19 protein-coding genes are annotated in these 22190 nt (G+C 37.8%); 18 read left to right on the plus strand and 1 reads right to left on the minus strand.

Features of this window, described 5'->3' with window-relative positions; all coding sequences use genetic code 11:
* Positions 1-10: 10 nt before the first annotated feature.
* From FXF36_RS10435 to FXF36_RS10500, 16 genes are all read left to right on the plus strand, one after another.
* Positions 11-469 carry a PrgI family protein gene (locus FXF36_RS10435; RefSeq protein ID WP_026508817.1) on the plus strand — a complete coding sequence of 153 codons (459 nt, stop codon included), beginning with the start codon at positions 11-13 and terminating at the stop codon, positions 467-469.
* Complete coding sequence (locus FXF36_RS10440) at positions 399-2789, plus strand: VirB4-like conjugal transfer ATPase, CD1110 family (protein WP_151623835.1); 2391 nt, start codon at positions 399-401, stop codon at positions 2787-2789. The genes FXF36_RS10435 and FXF36_RS10440 overlap by 71 nt, the downstream gene beginning before the upstream one ends.
* A complete protein-coding gene (locus FXF36_RS10445) occupies positions 2790-4439 on the plus strand; it encodes a C40 family peptidase (protein WP_151623838.1) in 1650 nt (549 codons plus the stop codon). It begins immediately after the preceding gene.
* 12 nt (positions 4440-4451) lie between these two features.
* Complete coding sequence (locus tag FXF36_RS10450; protein WP_074758310.1) at positions 4452-4769, plus strand: DUF4315 family protein; 318 nt, start codon at positions 4452-4454, stop codon at positions 4767-4769.
* The gene (locus FXF36_RS10455; protein ID WP_167511358.1) at positions 4756-5565 is read left to right on the plus strand and encodes a DUF4366 domain-containing protein; all 810 of its coding nucleotides are present in this window, start codon (positions 4756-4758) and stop codon (positions 5563-5565) included. The genes FXF36_RS10450 and FXF36_RS10455 overlap by 14 nt, the downstream gene beginning before the upstream one ends.
* A 64-nt stretch (positions 5566-5629) precedes the next feature.
* Positions 5630-5776: a hypothetical protein gene (locus tag FXF36_RS16345; protein WP_167511359.1), complete on the plus strand. Its 147-nt coding sequence runs from the start codon at positions 5630-5632 to the stop codon at positions 5774-5776.
* The gene (locus tag FXF36_RS10460) at positions 5769-7103 is read left to right on the plus strand and encodes an ArdC family protein (RefSeq protein ID WP_151623842.1); all 1335 of its coding nucleotides are present in this window, start codon (positions 5769-5771) and stop codon (positions 7101-7103) included. The genes FXF36_RS16345 and FXF36_RS10460 overlap by 8 nt, the downstream gene beginning before the upstream one ends.
* Entirely contained in the window at positions 7100-8986 is a 1887-nt protein-coding gene (locus FXF36_RS10465) for a DNA topoisomerase 3 (protein ID WP_151623844.1), read from the plus strand. The genes FXF36_RS10460 and FXF36_RS10465 overlap by 4 nt, the downstream gene beginning before the upstream one ends.
* Complete coding sequence (locus tag FXF36_RS10470) at positions 8974-9348, plus strand: DUF4316 domain-containing protein (RefSeq protein ID WP_151623846.1); 375 nt, start codon at positions 8974-8976, stop codon at positions 9346-9348. Before FXF36_RS10465 ends, FXF36_RS10470 begins: the two co-directional genes overlap by 13 nt.
* 2 nt (positions 9349-9350) lie before the next feature.
* A complete protein-coding gene (locus FXF36_RS10475; RefSeq protein ID WP_004602770.1) occupies positions 9351-9680 on the plus strand; it encodes a plasmid mobilization protein in 330 nt (109 codons plus the stop codon).
* Between the two features lie 18 nt (positions 9681-9698).
* On the plus strand, positions 9699-11132 hold the full coding sequence (locus FXF36_RS10480) for a relaxase/mobilization nuclease domain-containing protein (RefSeq protein ID WP_151623848.1): 1434 nt from the start codon (positions 9699-9701) through the stop codon (positions 11130-11132).
* Between the two features lie 339 nt (positions 11133-11471).
* On the plus strand, positions 11472-14501 hold the full coding sequence (locus tag FXF36_RS10485; RefSeq protein ID WP_167511361.1) for a DEAD/DEAH box helicase: 3030 nt from the start codon (positions 11472-11474) through the stop codon (positions 14499-14501).
* Positions 14498-17644 carry a sacsin N-terminal ATP-binding-like domain-containing protein gene (locus FXF36_RS10490; protein WP_151623852.1) on the plus strand — a complete coding sequence of 1049 codons (3147 nt, stop codon included), beginning with the start codon at positions 14498-14500 and terminating at the stop codon, positions 17642-17644. Before FXF36_RS10485 ends, FXF36_RS10490 begins: the two co-directional genes overlap by 4 nt.
* Positions 17645-17712: 68 nt before the next feature.
* Positions 17713-17871: a hypothetical protein gene (locus FXF36_RS16350; RefSeq protein WP_167511362.1), complete on the plus strand. Its 159-nt coding sequence runs from the start codon at positions 17713-17715 to the stop codon at positions 17869-17871.
* A complete protein-coding gene (locus tag FXF36_RS10495; RefSeq protein WP_151623854.1) occupies positions 17855-19006 on the plus strand; it encodes a DNA cytosine methyltransferase in 1152 nt (383 codons plus the stop codon). Before FXF36_RS16350 ends, FXF36_RS10495 begins: the two co-directional genes overlap by 17 nt.
* Positions 18996-20141: a DNA cytosine methyltransferase gene (locus FXF36_RS10500; protein ID WP_151623856.1), complete on the plus strand. Its 1146-nt coding sequence runs from the start codon at positions 18996-18998 to the stop codon at positions 20139-20141. Before FXF36_RS10495 ends, FXF36_RS10500 begins: the two co-directional genes overlap by 11 nt.
* A gap of 39 nt (positions 20142-20180) precedes the next feature.
* On the opposite strand, the gene FXF36_RS10505 is transcribed toward FXF36_RS10500, so the two are convergent.
* Positions 20181-21431, minus strand: coding sequence for an HNH endonuclease (locus tag FXF36_RS10505; protein WP_151623858.1), 1251 nt, complete (start codon positions 21429-21431; stop codon positions 20181-20183).
* Between the two features lie 102 nt (positions 21432-21533).
* Between FXF36_RS10505 and FXF36_RS10510 the strand changes: the two genes are divergently transcribed.
* On the plus strand, positions 21534-21836 hold the full coding sequence (locus FXF36_RS10510) for a hypothetical protein (protein WP_151623860.1): 303 nt from the start codon (positions 21534-21536) through the stop codon (positions 21834-21836).
* Positions 21837-21860: 24 nt separating this feature from the next.
* On the plus strand, positions 21861-22046 hold the full coding sequence (locus FXF36_RS10515; RefSeq protein WP_151623862.1) for a hypothetical protein: 186 nt from the start codon (positions 21861-21863) through the stop codon (positions 22044-22046).
* The last annotated feature ends 144 nt before the right edge of the window (positions 22047-22190 follow it).

Below are 22190 nucleotides of genomic sequence, written 5' to 3' on the forward strand. Positions count from 1 at the left end.
AGGAAAAGAAATGGCATCTTATATTCCGGTGCCTCGTGATCTCACGAAGGTAAAGAGTAAAGTGGCATTCAACCTCACCAAGCGTCAGCTCATCTGCTTCTGTATAGCTGCAGCTATTGGTGTTCCTACCTTTTTCCTTTTGAAAAAGATCGGAGACTCAACCTTTGCAGCTATGGGCATGATGATTGTAATGATGCCGCTGTTTTTCTTTGCAATGTATGAAAAGAACGGACAGCCGCTTGAGGTATTCTTGCATCACTTTATTCAGGCAACATTTATCAGGCCGAAGATAAGGCCTTACAAAACAGATAATTATTACGCTGCCCTGATGAGGCAGGAGAAAGCAGAGAAGGAGGTAGAAAAAATTGTTTCTGAAAGCGAAAAAAAGAGACATCGCAATGCCGGCAGGGTTATCGAGAGCAGACCAGAAAAGAGTAAGAGCCGTCATCAAAGAAGCTCAGAAAAATGATGGTGTTCCCAGAACAGCTCAGCAGAGCATTCCTTTTGACAGGATGTTTAAGGATGGCATTTGCAGAATAGGCAGCGATTATTATACAAAGACGATTCAGTTTCAGGATATCAATTATCAGCTGGCACAGCAGGAAGATCAGACAGAGATTTTCGAGGAATGGTGCAGCTTCCTGAATTTCTTTGACAGCTCGGTTCACTTTGAACTCAGCTTCATGAACATGGCTACGGATGCTGAGAAGTTTGAAAAGTCCATTGCCATACCACATCAGAATGATGGTTTCAATGAAGTTAGGGATGAGTATACCGGTATGTTAAAGCGTCAGATGGAAGCTGGAAACAATGGTCTAACCAAGACCAAGTATTTATCCTTTGGTATTCATGCAGAGTCCATGAAAGCAGCAAAACCGAGACTTATTCATATCGAGATGGATCTTCTTAACAACTTCAAGAGACTTGGTGTTCAGGCAAATACGCTAAACGGCGCAGAACGCTTAGAGCTGATTCACCAGCAGTTTCATATGGGAGATGATGAGAAGTTCTTCTTCGACTGGAAATGGCTTGTAGGAAGCGGACTTTCAGTAAAGGACTTTGTAGCACCTGCAGGACTCAATTTTAAGAATGGCAGATTATTCCAGATGGGTAATCTGTATGGAGCTATGAGCTTCCTTAGTATCACAGCTTCTGATATCTCAGACAGAATGCTGGCAGACTTCCTTGGTATGGAGTCCAGTCAGATTGTTACAATGCATGTTCAGTCTGTAGATCAGACAGAGGCAATTAAGACGGTAAAACACACCATTACAGAACTTGATCGAAGCAAGATTGAGGAGCAGAAGAAGGCTGTTAGAGCCGGTTACGATATGGATATTATTCCTTCAGACCTCGCTACCTATGGAAAGGATGCGAAGGCTCTCTTAAAGGAGTTACAGAGCCAGAATGAGCGTATGTTTCTTCTGACTTTCCTAGTGCTCAATACCGGTAAGACAGAGCAGGAGCTTGAGAATAATGTCTTTCAGGCAAATTCCATTGCTCAGAAGCATAACTGCAATCTGGTAAGACTTAATTTTCAGCAGGAGCAGGGGCTTATGAGCTCCCTTCCGCTTGCTTACAACGAGATCGAAATCCAGCGTGGAATGACTACAAGCTCCACAGCTATTTTTGTTCCATTTACAACGCAGGAATTATTCCAGGCAGGAGATGAGGCTTTGTACTATGGCTTGAATGCTCTTTCCAATAACCTGATTATGGTGGACAGAAAGAAGCTTAAGAACCCTAACGGTCTTATCCTTGGTACACCTGGTGCCGGTAAATCGTTCTCGGCAAAAAGAGAAATCGCAAATGCGTTTCTTGTTACGGATGATGATGTTATCATCTCAGATCCTGAGTCAGAGTACAGCGCTTTGGTAAAAAGGTTTGGCGGTCAGGTTATTAAGATTAGCCCTACCAGCAGTCAGTACATCAATCCGATGGATATCAATATGAACTATTCCGATGATGATAATCCGATTGCCTTAAAGGCAGATTTTATCCTGTCTTTGTGTGAGCTTATTGTCGGTGGAAAGGAAGGACTTAAGCCTGTTGAGAAGACTGTCATTGACCGTTGTATTCATCAGATTTATCAGCAGTACTTCCTGAATCCTGTGCCTGAGAATATGCCGCTTCTTGAGGACCTTTACAATGCACTCTTGAAGCAGGATGAGCCGGAAGCAAAGAATGTGGCAACAGCCCTTGAAATCTATGTCACAGGTTCTCTGAATGTGTTTAATCACAGAACTAACGTGGATATCACAAACAGACTTGTATGCTATGACATCAAAGACCTCGGAAAGCAGCTGAAGAAAATCGGAATGTTGGTTGTTCAGGATCAGGTCTGGGGCAGAGTTACAGAGAATAGAAGCCAGGGAAAATCCACTAGATACTACATGGATGAGATGCACCTTCTTCTTCGTGAGGAGCAGACAGCAGCTTATACCGTAGAAATCTGGAAGCGTTTTAGAAAGTGGGGCGGTATTCCTACCGGTATCACTCAGAACGTAAAGGACTTACTTGCTTCTAAGGAAGTTGAGAATATCTTTGAAAACTCAGATTTTATCTATATGTTGAATCAGGCAGTAGGAGATCGAGCTATCCTTGCCAAGCAGCTGAATATCAGCCCTCATCAGCTCTCGTATGTAACACATTCGGGAGAAGGTGAAGGGCTTTTATTTTATGGCAATGTCATCCTTCCGTTTGTGGATCGTTTCCCTAAGGATCTGGAACTTTATCGTATCATGACCACCAAGCTTGATGAGGTGGCACAGCCTCAGGAGGAGATGTAAATGAATGAAGATAAGAAGTTTTCGAAGGAAAAGTCACGGAAGAGAACCTCCGGCAAGTACAGACAAAAAAGCCAGGGTGAGAAGCTGAAAAGTGAAACCGCTGCTAAGAAGGCATATGGAAAGAAGTTCCGTCATGGCAAAAAGAACCTTGAGCTTACTGCAGAAGAAAAGAAAAAAATTAAAAAGCTTCAGGTACAGGGGCGGCATAAAATCCGCCGTGAGGTAGCTGAAAACGTATCTGTTCATCGTCAGATTGACAGAACAAATGAAGATCGGAATGTGGGTACAGAGGCTTTGAATAAGACTACAGCGACTGCTGAAAATACCGCAAGAACACTTCATCAGAGCCGGTATTCTAAGAAGCTTCAGAAGGATGTCAAAAAGGGTGCTGAGGAGACCACATCCACAAAGGCAGTTCAAAAGAATTATATGAAAAAGGAATTCCAGAGAGCTGCTTATAAGAAATCACAGAAGGAAGCAGCCAATCAGGTTGGAAGCATATCAAAGAAATTTGTCGATCAGGCAGAAGACTTGGTTGGAAGATTCGCAGAATGGATTCGCGAGAAGATTATGGATAATCCATTAGTAATTATCATGGCACTTGTGATTCTTATTCTGATTTTGATGCTTTCCGGCAGTGCCGGTCTTGCAGGAGGAATGCTTGGTTCCTTTAGTGATACTACAGTAGCTACTTCCTATACAGCGGATGACAATGATATTAAGGCTGTAGAGCAGGATTATAAGAGTAAGGAGTCTGACTTACAGACGCAGGTAAATAATATCCCTACAACGTATCCCGGCTATGATGAGTATCGTTATAACCTGGCTGAAATCAATCATAATCCTTATCAGCTGGCAGCTCTTTTGACAGTACTATATGAGGATTATACGCAGGCAGAAGCGGAAGCTAAGCTTACAGAAATCTTCAATGCACAGTATAAGCTTACGACCAGGGAAGTCATTGAAAAGAAAACCAGAACAGAAAGAAGAACCGGTCATTATACAGATGAGGAGGGACACGTGCATTCCTATATCTATACGGTGGAAGTTGAGTATGACTGGCATGTTCTTGTGACAACTCTTACCAACAACACTATGGATTCTGTTGTAAGAAATATGGGACTGACTGAGGATCAGATGAGCCGTTATGAGCTTCTGTTAGAGACTAGAGGCAACAAGGCTTATCTCTTTGAGGGTGATCCTTATTCCAATCCTGATCCAGGTGAGTATCAGGATTATGATATTCCACCTGAAGCTCTTACAGATACCAGATTCGCCAATATGATTCGTGAGGCAGAAAAGTATCTTGGTTATCCGTATGTGTGGGGAGGAAGCAGTCCTAGTACCAGCTTCGACTGTTCAGGTTTTGTAAGCTACGTCATCAACCACTGTGGTAATGGATGGAGCTATGGTAGACAGACTGCTGATGGACTTCTCAATAACTGCTGTACTAGGGTTTCAAAACAGGATGCAAAACCTGGAGATCTTATTTTCTTCCAGGGAACCTATGATACGGCAGGGGCCAGTCATGTAGGAATCTATGTTGGTAATGGCATGATGATTCATTGCGGCAACCCGATTCAGTACACATCCATCAATACCAACTATTGGCAAAATCATTTTTATACATTTGGAAGAATTAAGAACTAGGAGGAAAACGGCATGTTTGAGAAATTAGATAAGCTTCGTGAAGAAGTCAGGCGCTGTGAAAAGCGTAGAGATGAAGCCAATGAGCGATTAAAAGCAGCTCAGGCAAAATTAAAGGATGCAGAGGCCAGTCAGATTTTGTCTGATGTTGGTGCACTTAAACTTTCTCCGGAAGAGGTGGCAAAGCTTTTACAGCTTGCAGCATCCGGACAGCTTTCTGTTCCAACAGCAGAGAATAAGACGGAACCTACAACTACTGAAGCAACGTCATCCATCTATGGAGATGATGACAGTGATGATAATAAGGAGGAATCAGAGGATGAAGATTACTAAATTAAATAAGCGACTTACTGGAGCTGTGGCATGTGCTGCAGCTCTTTTTATTGGGATGACTCCCATGACAGCTTTTGCGCATACAGGTCCTGAAGCAGAATGTACCTGCGAAACGAAATGCAGTGAAGACTCTGTAAATGAAGATTGCCCTGTATGCAAAGAGGACATTTCTATCTGTCAGGGTGAAGAAAAGCCTGCAGAACCAGAGGAAAAGGAAGATGAGAAGATGGGGCCTCTTACACCGGATGGAAATCTTACTCTGGTAGATGATTATGGTTCGGTAGAAGCCGGTGGCAAGCAGTTTATCACTGTTGTTACCAAGAAAGGGAATTACTTCTATATCATCATTGATCGTGATGATAACGGCACAGAAACCGTTCATTTCTTGAATATGGTGGATGAAGCTGATCTCTTGTCACTAATGGATGAGGATGAGCAGAAAGCGCTTCAGGAATCATTGGAGAGTGCAGAAAAGGAAGATGCTGCTAAGGAGACGATAGAGGAGCCTTCGACTGAACCGGAGCCTGAGGTAAAGGAAGAAAAGAAGAAACCTTCTGTTGGTCCTGCAGCTATTGTGGCACTTATTATTTTCCTCGGTGCAGGTGGATACATGGGCTTTAAGTATTTGAAGGAAAAGAAGCCTAAGAAAGTATCGACATCACCTGATCCTGATGAAGATTACTTAGAGGATGAAGAGGACGATTATCTTGAAGATGCAGAAGAGGAACCTGATGAAGAAGTTCCTGAGGCTGAGGAAGATATATCGGAAGAACCTGATTCTGAAGAGGATGAGTAATTGAATAATTGATTCTAAGGGGCAGTCCATAAGGGCTGCCCTGGTTTGTTTTGGAGGACAAGTTATGGCAAGAAAATCAAGATATATGGGATACGTGGAAGGCTTGGAACAGCTGAAAGCCAAGCATGAGAAGCGCAGAAAAATCGAAATGGAAAAGTCTCTTACCAGGAAACTGAATCAGTACAAGAAGGAGGTGAGGGAGAATGGGTAAAACCACAAATTTTGATCCTGAGAAGGCAGCTGAGCAGCGAAAAGCTGAAATGAAGGATATTACAGAAAAGCTGGAAAAGGGTGTGCAGGATGTCTTTGGTTCAGAGCAGTTTCAAAACCTACTGGATACCATGGCAAAGTTTCCGCATTACTCGGTGAATAACAACATCCTGATTATGATGCAAAAGCCGGATGCGACTCTAGTTCAATCCTATACCGGATGGAAGAAGATGGGACGCTTTGTAAAGAAGGGTGAGAAGGGAATCCGTATCCTTGCTCCGGCTCCTTTTAAGTTGGAAAAAGAACAGGAAAAACTAGATGAGACCGGCAAAGTCATTCTTGATAAAGATGGCGAAGCTGTAAAGGAAAAGGTGGAAATCAATCTTACTGCATTTAAGCCTGTAAGTACTTTTGATATCTCTCAGACAGAAGGTGAACCACTTCCATCCATCGGTGTAGATGAGCTTACCGGAAGTGTGGAAGGATATCAGACATTCTTTGAAGCAATCAAGGCAGCAAGTCCTGTATCTATCGGATTTGAGGATATCAATTCCGGTGCCAAGGGATATTTTCATGTTGAAGATAATCGCATTGCTATCAATAAAGGCATGAGTGAGATTCAGACAATAAAGACTGCAATTCATGAAATGGCTCACGCCAAGCTTCATAATCTGGAAGCCCAGAAAGATAACAAGCAGTCCAAAAACAGTAAAGAGGTTGAAGCGGAGAGTGTTGCCTATACCGTGTGTCAGCATTATGGCATTGATACTTCTGATTACAGTTTCGCCTATGTGGCGACCTGGTCTCAGGGAAAAGAGATGCCTGAGTTAAAAGAATCACTTAATACGATTCGTGAGGCAGCAGCTGATCTCATTACGAAGATTGATGAGAAGGTGCAGGAGCTTACTGCAGAGAAAGAACCTATCAGTTTTTATGTTGCAGAATGTGGTGAGTTTCATTCCATGGGCGAGTTCCATGAGAACCTAACCTTGCAGCAGGTAGTAGATATTTATAAGTCGATTCCGTCTGACAGGATGAATGGTGTAAAGACAATTGGTTTTGTCATCAAAGATGATCAGCTTCTTGCTAATGAATATGATCTGGTTGTTGGCAACAGATTGAATATGCAGGAGATGAAAGATATACTTCCTGATCTGGCAGCACATCCTCTTGTTGTGAAAGCAGCTGATGAAATCACAAAGCTTTTACCTGAACTTAATGGAACTGAAAAAGAAGAATCTGTATCCAAAAAGATTAAGGAAAAGGCGAAGACTGCAAGGTCTAAGAAAGCCAAAACATCAAAGAAGAAGGAGGAAGTTGCTATATGAAGTTAGTGATTGCAGAAAAGCCTTCGGTAGCTCAGTCTCTGGCGAAGGTCATTGGAGCAAATCAAAAGAAAGATGGCTATCTTGAAGGCAATGGTTATATTGTCAGCTGGTGCGTAGGGCATCTGATCGAGCTGGCAAACCCGGAATATTACGATGAGAAATATAAGAAGTGGCGCAAGGAAGATTTACCGATTTTCCCTGCGCCTTTTTCATATCAGGTAACAGCTTCCACGAAAAAGCAGTATCAGGTTTTAAAGGATCTCATGAAGCGTTCTGATGTAGACAGTCTTGTGGAAGCAACCGATGCAGGGCGTGAAGGAGAACTTATCTTTCGTCTTGTTTATAAGCAGGCAGGATGTAAAAAGCCTTTTGAGAGACTTTGGATTTCATCCATGGAAGATAAAGCAATCAAGGAAGGCTTTGAGAATTTGAGCCCAAGTGCTGACTATGATGATCTTTATGAAGCTGCTCTTTGTCGTGAACGTGCGGACTGGCTTGTAGGTATAAATGCTACAAGATTCTTTTCTGCAGTTTATGGTCAGACCTTAAATGTTGGACGTGTTATGACTCCTACACTTGCAATGATTGTAGAGCGTGAAGCTGAGATTAAAGGCTTTAAGCCTGAAAACTTCTATACCGTTCAGATGATGGTTTCCGGTGTTGTTGTTACCTCAAAGCGCTTTAAAACAAAGCAGGAGGCTGAGGAACTTGTAGAGAAAATCAATGCAGCTGATAAGGCGAAAATTTCTAAAATGGAGACCACTACGAAAACTGAGAAGCCACCACTTCTTTATGACCTTACAAGTCTTCAGAGGGATGCCAATAAGTATTATGGCTTTACCGCTCAGCAGACTCTCGACTATACCCAGAGTTTATATGAGAAGAAGCTTGTTACTTATCCAAGAACAGACAGCAGATATCTGACAGATGATATGGATGACAGTACAGCTCGTCTTTGCTGCCTGATGAAAGATAAATACGGTTATACGAAGATGGTTCCTATTTCTACAAAGCAGGTTCTAAACAGCAGAAAAGTATCAGATCACCACGCGATTATTCCTACAGAAAATGTTTCGGATGCTGATTACTCAGAAATCCCATCCGGTGAACAAAAGATTCTTGGTCTTGTAACTGCAAGGCTTCTTTCTTCTGTTGGAGATCCGGCTGAGATTACAGAGTATGCCCTGGAAGTGGAATGTGCCGGTGAAGTTTTTAAGGCAAAGAGTAAGTGCATCACAAGTCCTGGCTGGCATCTATTGGAAGACTGGATCCTTGGAAAAAAGCAGGACGATGAGGAAGAAGACTCTGGTAAAAAAGATGATGGTGGTTCACATGGCATTTTGGAAATCTTGGAAGCGGATGCTTCTCTTTTATCTGAAGGGCGTGAGCTTCCGGCCAGAGATCCTAAGGTAAAGGAAGGAAAGACAACTCCTAAGAAACGTTTTACAGAGGACTCTTTACTTTCTGCTATGGAATCAGCAGGAGCAAAGAAAACACCTGACGAAGTAGAGCGTAAAGGTCTTGGTACTCCTGCAACACGCGCTGGTGTAATTGAAAAGCTGGTTCGTATCGGTTTTGTAGAACGACAGGGAAATAAGAAGACCAAATATCTAGTTCCAACTGATAAGGGAACTTCTCTTATTACTGTCATGCCGGAACAGATTCAGTCGGCATCTATGACAGCTGAGTGGGAGCAGAAACTTCTGGAAGTGGAAAAACAGGATATTGCATCGGAAGACTTTATGGCGGAAATCAAGGATATGATTGTTGATCTGATCGAGACCTATGAGCCTGTAAAGGGTGCAGATAAACTCTTTCCACCTCGTCAGTACAAACAGTATAAAAAGTATCCGAAGAAAGGAGCGTCCAGATGGCAAAGATGAAAAAAATCAGAAAATGGGATGAAGTCACAGGTAATGCAGTAGAGGAACAGATTCCTGAGTCCATTGATCCAATCGAAGATGTGGGAGCTGGCCCATCTATCAGCAGAAATCATATGCGCGGTATCGAAGATATGGTGGAGCAGAATGATAATTCCTTTGATGGAATCATCAATAATGTGCCAGCAGCTCCTGTTCCTAATTTTGCTGAAATCAATGAGAAAGCAGATCAGGAGGATATTATTGCTGATACCAAAGCTTCCGTGATGGAAAAGATAAAAGAGCAGCAGGAAAAAGTGAAGCTGGCTCCAATACCGGAACCTGAGAAGAAGACTCCTGTGATTTGTCCCTGCAGGGAGATGTAATCATGAATAACAGAACGGAGCAGTTTCATTTCTTTGCAACTCCTGAGGAAGCTAAACTGATTCGTGACAGGGAGAAAGAAATCGGCATCTTAAATGAGAGTGCTTATCTTCGCAAAATGGCGATTGATGGTTATCTCATCCAGATGGATTTAAGTGATGTTAAAGAGGCTGTAAGGCTTCTTGGCATCACATCTTCCAATATGAATCAGTATGCAAAGAAAGCAAATGAAACCGGAAGTATCTACAAAGAAGATATCGATGATATCAGACTTCATCAGGAAGAACTTTGGAAAGTGATGAAAGAAATACTAAAGCGCCTGTCTACGATTTAGGGAAGGAGGTGAATGCGTATGGCGGCTACAAGACTTATCACGATGCATCAGAATAAAGGTAAAAGCGTAGCGAAGTCTCTTAGCGACAGAACAGATTATGCCAAGAATGGAGAGAAGACGGACCATGGTCAATATATCAGTTCCTACGCTTGCCAGGCTGAGAGCGTTGATGAAGAATTCATGCTATCAAAAAGAGAATATGAGCGCCTGACAGGAAGACATCCCCGGGGCAATATTATCGCTTATCAGATCAGGCAATCCTTTAAGCCGGGAGAAATCACACCGGAGGAAGCGAATCAGGTAGGCTATGAAACCGCCATGCGATTTACCAAAGGCAATCATGCTTTTATCGTAGCAACTCATACGGATAAGGCGCATATTCATAATCACATTATCTTTAATTCTACGAGTCTTGACTGCACCCATAAGTTTAGAGATTTCTTTTTTGTTGGTCTTGCTTTGCAGAGATTATCAGATATCATCTGCTTAGAGCATGGCTTGTCTGTCATAGAAAAGAAGAAGCCAAGTGAGCGTGTTAAACGAACGACTTATCCTGAGAAGAAATCTTTCCGCGATGATATCAGAGATGCGATTGATCAGGTTCTTAAGGAGGGCAGCGCAAAAGATTTTGATGAGCTGCTTTATAAACTGGAAGATGCCGGATACGAGATTAAGCGTGGAAAGCATACTTCTCTAAAAGGAAAAGATCAGAAACGCTTCATACGGCTACGTTCCCTGGGTGATGGTTATACAGAAGATGACCTTAAGAAGATTCTTGCTGGTGAGATGGAGCATGCATTTGAAGATAATGAAAAAGCTGAGAAACAGCCAAAGACTTACCAGCGAAAAAAGGAAGATCATGAGTTTGACCTTCTTATCGATATTCAAAAGAAGCTGGCTCAGGGCAAAGGAAATTATTATGTCCGCTTTGCCAAGAACTTTAATACAAAGCAGGTGGCCAAGGCAGTTTTATATCTGAAGCAGCATGACATCCGAAGCTACGATGATCTGGAGAAAAATGTGAAAACAGCAACAGAGCGATTTACGAAAATTTCAGCTTCCATTAAAGAAAAGGAGAAGCGGCTTGCTGAGATTCAGGTTTTGAAGAAATATATCTTTGATTACTTCAAGACCAAAGACGTATATGCGGATTATCGTAAATGCGGATACAGCAAGAAGTTCTTAGAAGAGCATAGACAGGAAATCCTGATTCATAAGGCAGCCAAGAGTGCTTTTGATGAGCTTCATTTGAAGAAGCTTCCTAAGGTAAAAGATCTCAGTGCAGAGTATGCCGAAATCCTTGCAGAAAAGAAAAAGCTGTACGGTGAATATCGTCAGGTTAAGAAAGATATGCAGGAGATTCAAAGAGCAAAATACGATATCGACCAGTTCCTTAAAAGCGATGAAGAGCAGAAGAAGGAACGTGTCAGAAAACACAATATTACTCGATAATTCTATTTGGGGAATCTGTAGGTTTAATACTTATGGATTCCCCTCTTTTTTCATTTCTGAAGAAAATTCCAACGGAAGAAAATAGTGATTCGTAAGAATTGCGTAGCCAAGCGTTTAGCTTGTTCAAGGGGATTGGGGATGTGCCACCAACGAGCGGATAATAGCTTTTTGTACAAAAAAGCACTGCTCGCCACTTTGCGAAGACGCGCCCTAACACCATCGAAGATGGTGCCGCGCGAAGAGCGGAAAGAGGAAAAAACTATTATATATAAATTGACGCTTTTGTGCATTGGCGTTAGCATATAAAATGACGATTTTTTTATGAGAGGAGCTCATAATATGAATGAAATAAATGTTGGAGATGTTGTTAAAGTTGTTTCAAATAATGCCATTGGTGCTGTTATAAATATCTTGAGAAATTCAAGAACAACAAACTCATATGCATATGAGGTTTTGGTTAATGGAGAAAAACTGATTTTAGATGTTACACAGTTAGTTAAAGCAGATAGCAATAATAAAAGCTTTGATTCAAGAAAAGAATTTGATGCATATTTATCTTCGTTAGCCATTAGCAATCCTGGTAAAGATTTGTATTCAATCAAGTCGGCTAATATAGATTTTATTCCTTATCAATATAGACCTGTTTTAAAAATGATTAAATCAGATCAGCCACGTATCCTTATTGCAGATGATGTTGGTGTGGGTAAGACAATAGAGGCTGGATTAATTGTTAAGGAATTGACCGCAAGACAATCAATGAAGAATATAATGATTTTTTGCCCAAGACCTTTGGTCGCAGAAGGTAAATGGCAAAATGAAATGAAAAATAAATTTGGAGAAAAGTTTACTCACATTGATAGAAGCAAGCTTAGGGCGGCTATTAAAGAATGTGATTATGATGGAGAATGGCCAGATGAATACGGAAGATGTATTATTCCGTATTCTATTTTGGATGAGCAACTTCTTGGTGGTATGGATGAACCAGGAAAAAGGAAGGAATTAGGTCTTTTAGATTTAAATCCTTCTCCTAAATTTGATTTGGTAATTGTTGATGAGGCACATCATATTAGAAATCAGAATACTCAAGCTTATCAAGTAATACAATATTTTTGCATGCATGCTGAAGCAGTAGTTTTTCTTACTGCTACTCCTATTCAGCTTGGTGATAGAGATTTATTCGTTTTACTTAACCTTTTGAGACCGGATTATATTATTGATGAAGATACATATAAATCAATGGCAGAACCTAATCCGTATATTAATAAAGCGATTGATATCGTTAGGGGACGACAAGCTGAATGGAGAGATAATGCTATTTCTATTCTTACTTCAGCTCAAGCACTAGAGTGGAGTAATAGAACGGCATTAGGACAACAGTTAGTTGAACTTTGCGAAAAAATAAGTTGTGCTTCTGATGATTCCAAAGATAGAGTGGAGATTATATCAAGGCTTGAGAAGTTACACACATTTAGCAATATTATTAATCGAACACGTAAAAGAGATATTGGAAATTTTACAACTAGAAAACCAATTACAGTTCGCTGTGATTTCACACCGCAACAGCAAAAACTGTATGATGAATTAATTGAAGTGCAGTCTAAAATTTTATCTACATATTATAAGGACTCAATGATTAAGTTTTTAATGTCTACTTTATTTAGGCAAGCAGCAAGCTGTATTTTTGGATTGGCGCCAAGTATAGAAGACATTTTGACAAGACATATTTCTTTGGAGGGGATAGAAGAAAATTTTGATAATTTCGAGTCGGAAGATGGGTTTAAAATAACTGTTTCTGATGAAATAAAGAAAGAAATAATCCAAGTAGTTAATGATGCTAGAACTATTGATGTTAAGGATAATAAATTAGATGCACTGATTAAAATTATTCGTGAAAAAAATACATTTGAAAACAACAAAATAATGATTTTTAGTGCATTTAGACATACATTAAATTACTTGTATGAGCATTTGAAAGAAGAAGGTTATAGAGTAGGCCTGGTAACTGGTAGTACTAAGGATGAGGACCGAATTCTGCAAAGAGAGCGGTTTATGAAGAAAAAAGAAGATGAAATGTCTTTGGATATTTTATTGTTTTCTGAAGTAGGGTGTGAAGGCCTTGATTATCAGTTTTGCGATTGTATGATAAATTATGATCTTCCGTGGAATCCGATGCGTATAGAACAACGTATAGGAAGAATTGATCGTAACGGTCAAAAAAGCGATTCAGTACTTATTTACAATATGATAACTGACGGTACAATCGATGCTGATATTTATGACAGATGCTTAACACGAATTGGTGTATTTAATGAGTCATTAGGTTGCGGGGAACTTATACTTGGTGAATTGACAAAAGAAATCCAGAATATAGCGGTTGATTATAAACTTACAGAAGAAGAAAAGAAAGATAAGTTAGTTCAGCTTTCTGATAATAAGATTCGTCTGCTTAATGAAAATAGAATTATGGAAGAGAATCAATATGATTTTCTTAGTATTAGAATGCCTTTTGATGATGATAAAGAAAATATCAGAAATAATACTGGCAATTGGATGACAGTAGAAAAAGTAGAAAACCTTATCAATGAATGGTTAAAGAAGAATTATTCAAAAGAACTAGTCAGAAAAAATGAAAGTATATTTGTTTCTTTGTCTAAGATAGAAAGAACTGAATTGCTTTCAAAATATAAAAAAATGAAATATAAACTTTCGTTCTATGATAAAGAGTGGGTAAATTACCTTAAAGGAACAGAAGATAAGTATGTTTTTTCTTTTGATGCAGAGCTGGCAAAAAGAATTGAGGTTAATTACGTTGGCTTAACACATCCGATGACGATTATGGCCAGTTATGATTTGGTTGAATCTGATAAAAAATTTATTAGATTAAAAGCTAGACCAGATATGCATTTAGATAAAAAAATTGATTTTGCGATTTACGAATGGAGATATATTGGTGAGCACAATAATAGTCAATTAAAAATAATTGCTGATGAAGAATACTCCGATGTTATTGAAAAATTAATTTTGGAGAGCTCTGTTATAACGGGAGGAATTCCTGTAGAGATTGACAAGTTTTATGAACGTCAGCAAGCATTATGGAGTGAAGAACGACAAGAGTTTATTGAAAAGCAAAAAGAAATTTTTAATAGACGAGAAGAGAGCTTGAAGATTAGTTATCAACATAGACTGGAAACCATAAAAAGACAAGAACTTCTGGCAGACAATGCAAACATTACAAGAATGAAAAAGAAAGAATATGAAAATGTTATGCGAGATCTCGAAGCAAGGTTAGATGAGCAAGAAAATAAAAAAATGAAAGTTGATCTTCTATCCAAGTTCGTTTGTGCCGGAAGTATAGAGGTGAGTGAATGAGCGATTTTAGAAATTTTATAGATGATTTACCTAGTGTAGAAGAGGCTGATTTTGAGGAATATGCAAATCTAATGCAAATGTATGTAGTTGCTGCCAAAAAGAGTAATTCTTTTGAAGGGACCAAGCGACTTTTAACGGAGCTATATCCAGATAATGCACATTTTATATATGAGCTATTGCAAAACTCGGAGGATGCTTGTGCCAGAAATGTCAGCTTTTATTTAAAAAGTGATTGTTTAATTATGTCACATGATGGAAGTAAAATATTTACTTTAAATGATGTAAAGGGAATTACAAATATTGGTAATAGCACAAAGAAAAATGATTCTACAAGTGTGGGGAAGTTTGGCGTTGGCTTTAAGTCTGTGTTCTCATTTACTGATGCGCCGCGAGTGTATTCACAGGATTATAATTTTGAGATAGTTGATATGCTCATGCCTCGAAGGATTGAGAATTTAAATGAGCGAAAAGCAGGCGATACCGTTTTTGTCTTTCCTTTTAAAGGTGAACAAAATGAACAGAAAAAGTATTACGAGCAGATATCAGAAGAATTAAAAAGTCTTTCAGACAGCACAATTATGTTTTTAAATAATATTCATCAAATATCATATGATATCGATGATAGTGAAAGCGGTACAATTACCAAAGAAAAAGTGGAAGACTATATATATAGAATTGTTTCGTCTAGCAAGTCTACAGATAATTATTGGATGATTTTTGGTAAAGGAGTAGACGAATTAAAAGCAGAAAAAAACAAGCTTCGTGTTAATGTTGCTTATTTTTTGAACAATTATGGTGATAGATATGAGGTTTCTTCTGTTAAGGGGTCTGTTAATATTTTCTTTCCAGCAGTAAAAGAGCATTCTAATTTGAGATTTATTATTAATGGGCCTTTCGCATCTACAGTTGCTAGAGATAGTGTTCGAGATTGTGAAGAGAATGATCTCCTGTTTGAAAAAATTTTTGAATTGATGGTAGAATCTATCGATGTTATCAAGGAAAAAGGTCTTCTAGATATTTCCGTTTATAATATGCTTCCTAATAACATAGATGAATTAGAAGGAAGATATGCGCTTCTTAGAGACAAGCTAATAGAAGAATTTGATCAACATAAATGGCTACTGGGTGCCAATGGGGATTATTACTCTGTCTCAGAGTTGGTTAGAACAACACCTAACATCCAAGGATTATTTGATTTTAAATTACTGAAGGAAGCATTGGGGTTAGATCAAAAGGATTGGTTATGCATGGCTCCTTTGCGTAAGAAGAATTGTATTAATCTTTTTGATTCGCTACCTTTTTTTAAAGCATCGTACAAGTCATTAACGGGATTGTTCATTAGTGAAAAAAGGTACATGATCGAATCATATATTAAAAAGAGCACTCCTGATTGGCTAAATAATTTCTATATGTTTTTAATTGATTATTGCAATTCGTTTCAAGAACCTAGGATGACATTACACTTAGATGAAGTAATTAGTAATTTACGTGAAACAAAAATTTTGTTGTCTAATAAAGGAGATTATATAGAACCTAAAAACATGTATTTGCCGGGAGATAGTATTTTAGAAAACATAAATTATTTAAACTCTGATTTCGTGAGGCAAGACAATTTACAGGTGTTATGGCACTTGTTAAAAATACAGCCTTTTAACGATGCCGCAAGTGCAAAATTATTAATTAAAGCAATAAAAGCGTATAAAGAAGTTTCGAGTGAGTATTTAAAATCTATTTTCCAATTGGTCGGAACTTTACAGGAATCGGACTTTTCTTGGGCTAAGGATGAAAAAATATGGTTTACAAGTACAGAAAGACAAAAAGTTAGTATAAATGAACTATATCTTGATGAGCCGTACGAGCAAACTGGATATGAAGCAATTGCTTGTTCCCTTCAAGGTATATATGGATTATCGGATGATTATTATGATTTCTTTTCTAAAAATAATAAACTTGAAGAGTTTTGTGATTTCGTGAAAAGATTAGGAATTAATTATGAGTTATCCATAATTAAAGCAGATGTAAAGAAAAATCCATTATATCAAACTGCATTATATAATTATAGTGATAATGTGACGAGTCACTCAACAAGTGAAGATTATACAATTGCAGGATTGGAAGAAATTGTAATGAGTCCAAGTGAATACACTTCAAAAACCATATGGAATTATATGATAGGTTTAAAATCATTGCCAAGGTATTGCAAGGCTACTTTTTCACCTAATAGAACAAGTCCTTCTAGAAAGTGTGATTCGACATTAATTCTATTACTAAGAGATAACGAGTGGATTCCAAGTAATGAAGATGGTTCCTTTTACAAGCCTGCAGATATTTCTAAAGAACAGCTTCCGGAAGGCTTTATTTGGGAAGATAATAGTTTATTTTTAAAACTTGTTCTTTTTGGTACAAACAAAAATCGTATAAAAATTCAAAGTGAAAAACTGATTTCGGAATGGGGAGTATCTGAGGATTCGGAACAGGCTAAGGCATTGCGTGCATTATTAACTAATCCGCAGGTTGCTGCAGGTATCCTGAAGATGGTCAATGAAGAAGAAAAAAAATATGACTTAAGTGAAGCACTATCTGCTCAGAATAAAAGTCAGATGGATGAGGTTGATGATGAGGCATTAATTTCCGGAAGTGTGAAAAATGTCACCAGAAGAAAAGGAAAGATCATTGAAGAACTTGAAGAAGGAGTTAAACGTCCGAAGGGGCTAAAAAAGCTAGCAATCATAAGCAGACAGAAAGCAGAGCCTAGCGAAAGGGAATTCCTATATAGTCAATATCATGGTCGATGTCAGATATGTGATTCTACAATAACAAAATGGAATGGGCAAAAGTATTTTGAAGGAATTAATCTATTAAATACTAGTACACTTGATGATAAATTAAAGAGAACGTTAACAACAGGCTGGAATTCCATATGTTTTTGCCCAAATCACGCAGCTGAGTACAAGTTTTGTTCAATTGACTTATCAACTCTTGCAAAGCAAATTGAGGATATTGAAATTGAAGAGGGTGATGATGAATTAATTGGACTAGAAATAGAAATGCAGGGCCTAAAACAGACAATAAAATATACACCGAAGCATTTTTTGGCATTAAAGACTGCGTTTGAATATTTCTTGGATAAAGAAGATAAGTAAAAAAGCGTTTTGGCGTTTTGGCGTTGACTGTGGTAATAATACAAAGTATAATAAAGGAGATCTAAAAAATGGAAGATGTAAGAGTAAGTGTGAGACTAACACCTGAAATGCATGAGAAACTGAAGATTATAGCAATTAAGAGAAAAACTAATATGAATCAGATTCTTGTGGAATACATCAGAAGAATAATTGAAGAAGAGGAACAAAATAATGCCAAAGGACATTAAAGCATTATCATTGTTTGCAAATGTTGGTATAGCTGAAACATATTTGGATGAGATTGGTATAAAAGTTGTCTTAGCTAATGAACTTGAACCAGATAGAGCGAGTTTTTACCAGCACTTGTATCCTCAATCAGAGATGATTGTAGGAGATATTACAGATAAAAAGAATAAAGAATTGGTAATATCAAAAGCAAAGGAAAAAAAAGTAGATTTAATAATCGCGACACCTCCTTGCCAAGGAATGAGTACTGCTGGGAAAAAAGACGTATTAGATCCACGTAATGCATTAATATGCGATGCATTAGAAGTAATTAAGAATATAAAACCTTCATTTATCATGCTTGAAAACGTTCCAGAACAACTTAAAACATGGCTTTTAATTGATGAAAAGGAAGTTCTAATACCTGATTATATCTGCAACGAACTTGGGCAAGATTATTATATCGATTATGAGGTAGTAAATGCTGCTGATTACGGTGTACCACAAACAAGGGAACGTGCAATTTTTTTGATGACGAGAAAAGACCATGAGGTCAAATGGCATTTTCCAAATAAAGAGGAGAATCAATTAACCATGAGGGATGCAATTGGCGATTTGCCAATTCTTGATCCTTTGATAAAAGACGTACCATTTGAAAAACAATTGGAAATTTTTCCGGAATATGAAAAACGAAAAGCTGAAGCTGCCGCAATTTCAAAATGGCATACTCCACCAGTGCATGTTTATAGACAGGTATATGCTATGATGCATACTCCAACTGGAAAGAGTGCATTTGAAAATATAGATGAATTTAAACCTAAAAAGCAGGATGGCAATATAGTAAGAGGATATAAGAATACTTATAAAAGACAAGAATGGGATAAACCTGCATTTACAGTAACTATGTATAATAGAACAATTGGTTCTCAAAATAACGTTCATCCTGGTAGGATGATTGGAAGGGATGAAGATGGTTTTGAGTTATATTCAGATCCAAGAGTTCTTACTATTTTTGAATTAATGAGAATTATGTCATTGCCTGATAACTGGGATATTCCGATTGGGTATAGTGATAATTTTATTCGTTCTGTAATTGGAGAAGGTATTCCGCCATTGCTTGTAAAAAAAATAATGGAGGCATTACCAAATGAAATTTAAAGGATTATCTCTGTTTTCTAATGTTGGAATAGCAGAGACCTATCTCAAAGATGTTGGGATAGATATTGTTGTTGCGAACGAATTAATAGAAGAAAGGGCCGAATTTTATAAACATCTTTATCCAGATACGGATATGGTAATAGGTGATATTACGGATGAAGAAGTTTTTAATACGGTAATGGAAAAATCGAAGGCTGCTGGAGTTGATTTTTTGATTGCTACACCACCTTGTCAAGGAATGAGCTTAGCTGGAAAGATGGATCCGAAAGATGTTAGAAATCAACTAATCTATTATGCGGTTAAGGCTATAAAAGAGCTAAAGCCAAAGTATGTTTTACTTGAAAATGTTCCGCAGCAGCTGAGAACTATAGTAAATATTGATGGTGAGGATGTATTAATTCCGGAATATTTACATAGAGAGTTTGCAGATGATTATTTTTTTGCAAAAGAGAGTTTAGTTAGCGCAAGAGATTACGGTGTACCGCAGATGCGCAAGCGAAATATCGTTTTATTAACTAGATACGATCAAAAATATAGATGGGAAATGCCAAAGCCTTTTGAAAAGGAAATAACATTGCGTGATATTCTTTGGGATGTTCCATCTCTTGATCCTTTTCTTATGGAGGGAGAAGAAGAAACACTAAAGCTTTTCCCTGATTACTTAAAGAAAAAAGAAGAGGGCCTGAAAGTATCTAAATGGCATTATCCGCCAAGACATTCAAAAAAACTTGTAGTAACAATGATGCATACACCAAGTGGATGTACAGCCTTTGATAATGATTTCTACTATCCAAAGAAAAAGGATGGAACAAAGGTAAACGGACATTACAATACATACAGAAGACATGCTTGGGATAAACCTTGTAGGACTATTACTCAGAATAGTGGAGTTATTTCCTCATTATGTTGTGTTCATCCTGGGAAACCTATTGTTGAAAGTGATGATGATACAAAAAGAATCTATTCAGATGCTAGATGTTTTTCGATTTATGAACTAATGTTAGTTACTTCTTTGCCTAAGGATTGGAACATTCCTGAATGGGCGACTGAGAAGCTTATAAGATCGGTTATCGGAGAGGGAATTCCTCCAGTATTAGTTAAAAATATCGTTAAATCGTTAGTTGATAATGTATAAAAGAATGGCAGCCTCAGATAAGAGGCTGCCGTTTTAGTTTCACTGATAGTATTTGTTAAATAAATCATTAAATGAAATGTTTAATCCTACACTAGATAACTCTTCCTGACGCTCATTATAGAGTTTTAATAAAACTTTTTTACGATCGGTATCATTACCATAGTGAATAGCACTATGGCAATTTGGGCATAGTGATACTATATTTTCAATACGATCAAGATTAATGTCAAAATCTTTTTGAGCTGTCATAGGAATTAGATGATGTCCCTCCATAAACTGTTCCTCATTTTTACCGGTGAAGGTTTTATGGCTTGCATCAAATTCACATAAATAGCCTGAAAGCATTAAAGCGGTCTTGGCCAATCTTGTATCGGTTGGGTATCGATAATTACTCTTTCCCTCAGGATTTGCTGCCGGAATACGTTCGTTTTGTGATTTAAATGTTAAACTATGAATATCGTATGCTACTGTTTTCGATACATTTTCTTTATAGTTTGCGTTACAATCTGTATCTTTTGTATCTGTTGATGTATCATCAAACAAAATAGGATTAGAACTTTTTATAACTGGTGGTTCTTCATTATAGATATTTAGATTTTTAATCCTATCCTTGTACATTCGCTCAACATATGCAGAAAGACGATATTTACGTTCGTCATCTTGAACTAAAAAGCCTATGTTCTGTAAAAATGAAGCAAATTTTGTGTCACTGTATTTGTTCACTTTTTCAGGAGTGATAATAATTGAAATGTCGTCACTTTTGGCTCTATATCGATTTAATTCTACACCTGCATCATCATATGAAAGCTCCATATCATGCGTTAAATAGAGGAGTAAAGCTAAATCCTTTCTACTTATTCCATCAAAATCGACAACAGCCTTTGTTAAAAGCTTAGGTGGATCTATGTAGGAATCACTTGTTTTTATCGCAGTGTTATTTCTTCCAAATGTATCGTTTTCTAATGATTCAATTATTAAATCCATACATTTGTTTGTGTCGGAATCTTTATTTGCAAGATAAAAATCAATTCCGCGATCAGTTATGGTTGTTGTGTTGTTGGCATAGCTGTGATATGCAAAACCAAAATATCTAGTCATCTCTGACTGTTTTACTATTTTTGCACCGTCGTTTCTTTCGCGTAAATCTTCAAAATGATTTGTGATTTGTCTTTTGAAGTCTTCGTTTGTTACGTCTGGGTCATTATTCTGATAAGCTTTATAGAATATTTCCAAGGAGTAAAAAAAACGATCAAGAGCAGCTGTCTGTTTAGGCATGATTAAATTACCCATGATACACCTCCGTATTGTTGCTATTTACGCTATATTATATCAAAAAATGATATGATATAATATAAAAAAAGTTAGAACATAGGTTTATGGGAGGGGAATGTAATGAAGAAAGTTGAGTTTAAAGAGTGGTTAGAAAATAATTCTAATCTTCAGCATCGAGCTATAAGTGACACAGCATCTAGATGTAAAAGGATAGAAAAAGCATTCGATGTTGACATTGAGAAGGCATATAAGAAAGACAAATGTGTATCGTTGCTTAAAAAAGTATCGTATGGGAAGAAGGATCAGGATAAAGGTTTGTTACCACCTAAAGAATTAAACCTTGGTTCCAAGAATGTTGTAACTAATATCTCACAGCTTCGATATGCACTTAGAAGATATATTGATTATATTGAAAAAAGATAAATGAGTAGAAGGAGCTTTGATAATATGGATTATAATATAGACATGAACGAGCTTCGTAGAGATTTAGAAATCCATTATGGTTCTGAAATGGTTACATTTTCTGGTGTGTTAGGTTTCTCGGATATGATGAGCATAGATTCTTTATCTGATGCAGAGATAGTACAACAGGCCATAGAACAGGGGTTCAATTTAGATAAGTACAGATTATAGATATTCAAATAGTGCTCAAATAGTCAATATTTGAAATGGTTATGTTTGCCTGTCCCTATATTGGGACAGGCTTTTTGTTACCATAGGTATCATAAAAGGGGGAGTGCACGATTTTCGCGGCTTATCGGTCATTTCAAAATTTTT

Origin of the sequence: Pseudobutyrivibrio xylanivorans (assembly GCF_008935055.1) — a bacterium.
GTDB lineage: Bacteria > Bacillota > Clostridia > Lachnospirales > Lachnospiraceae > Pseudobutyrivibrio > Pseudobutyrivibrio xylanivorans_A.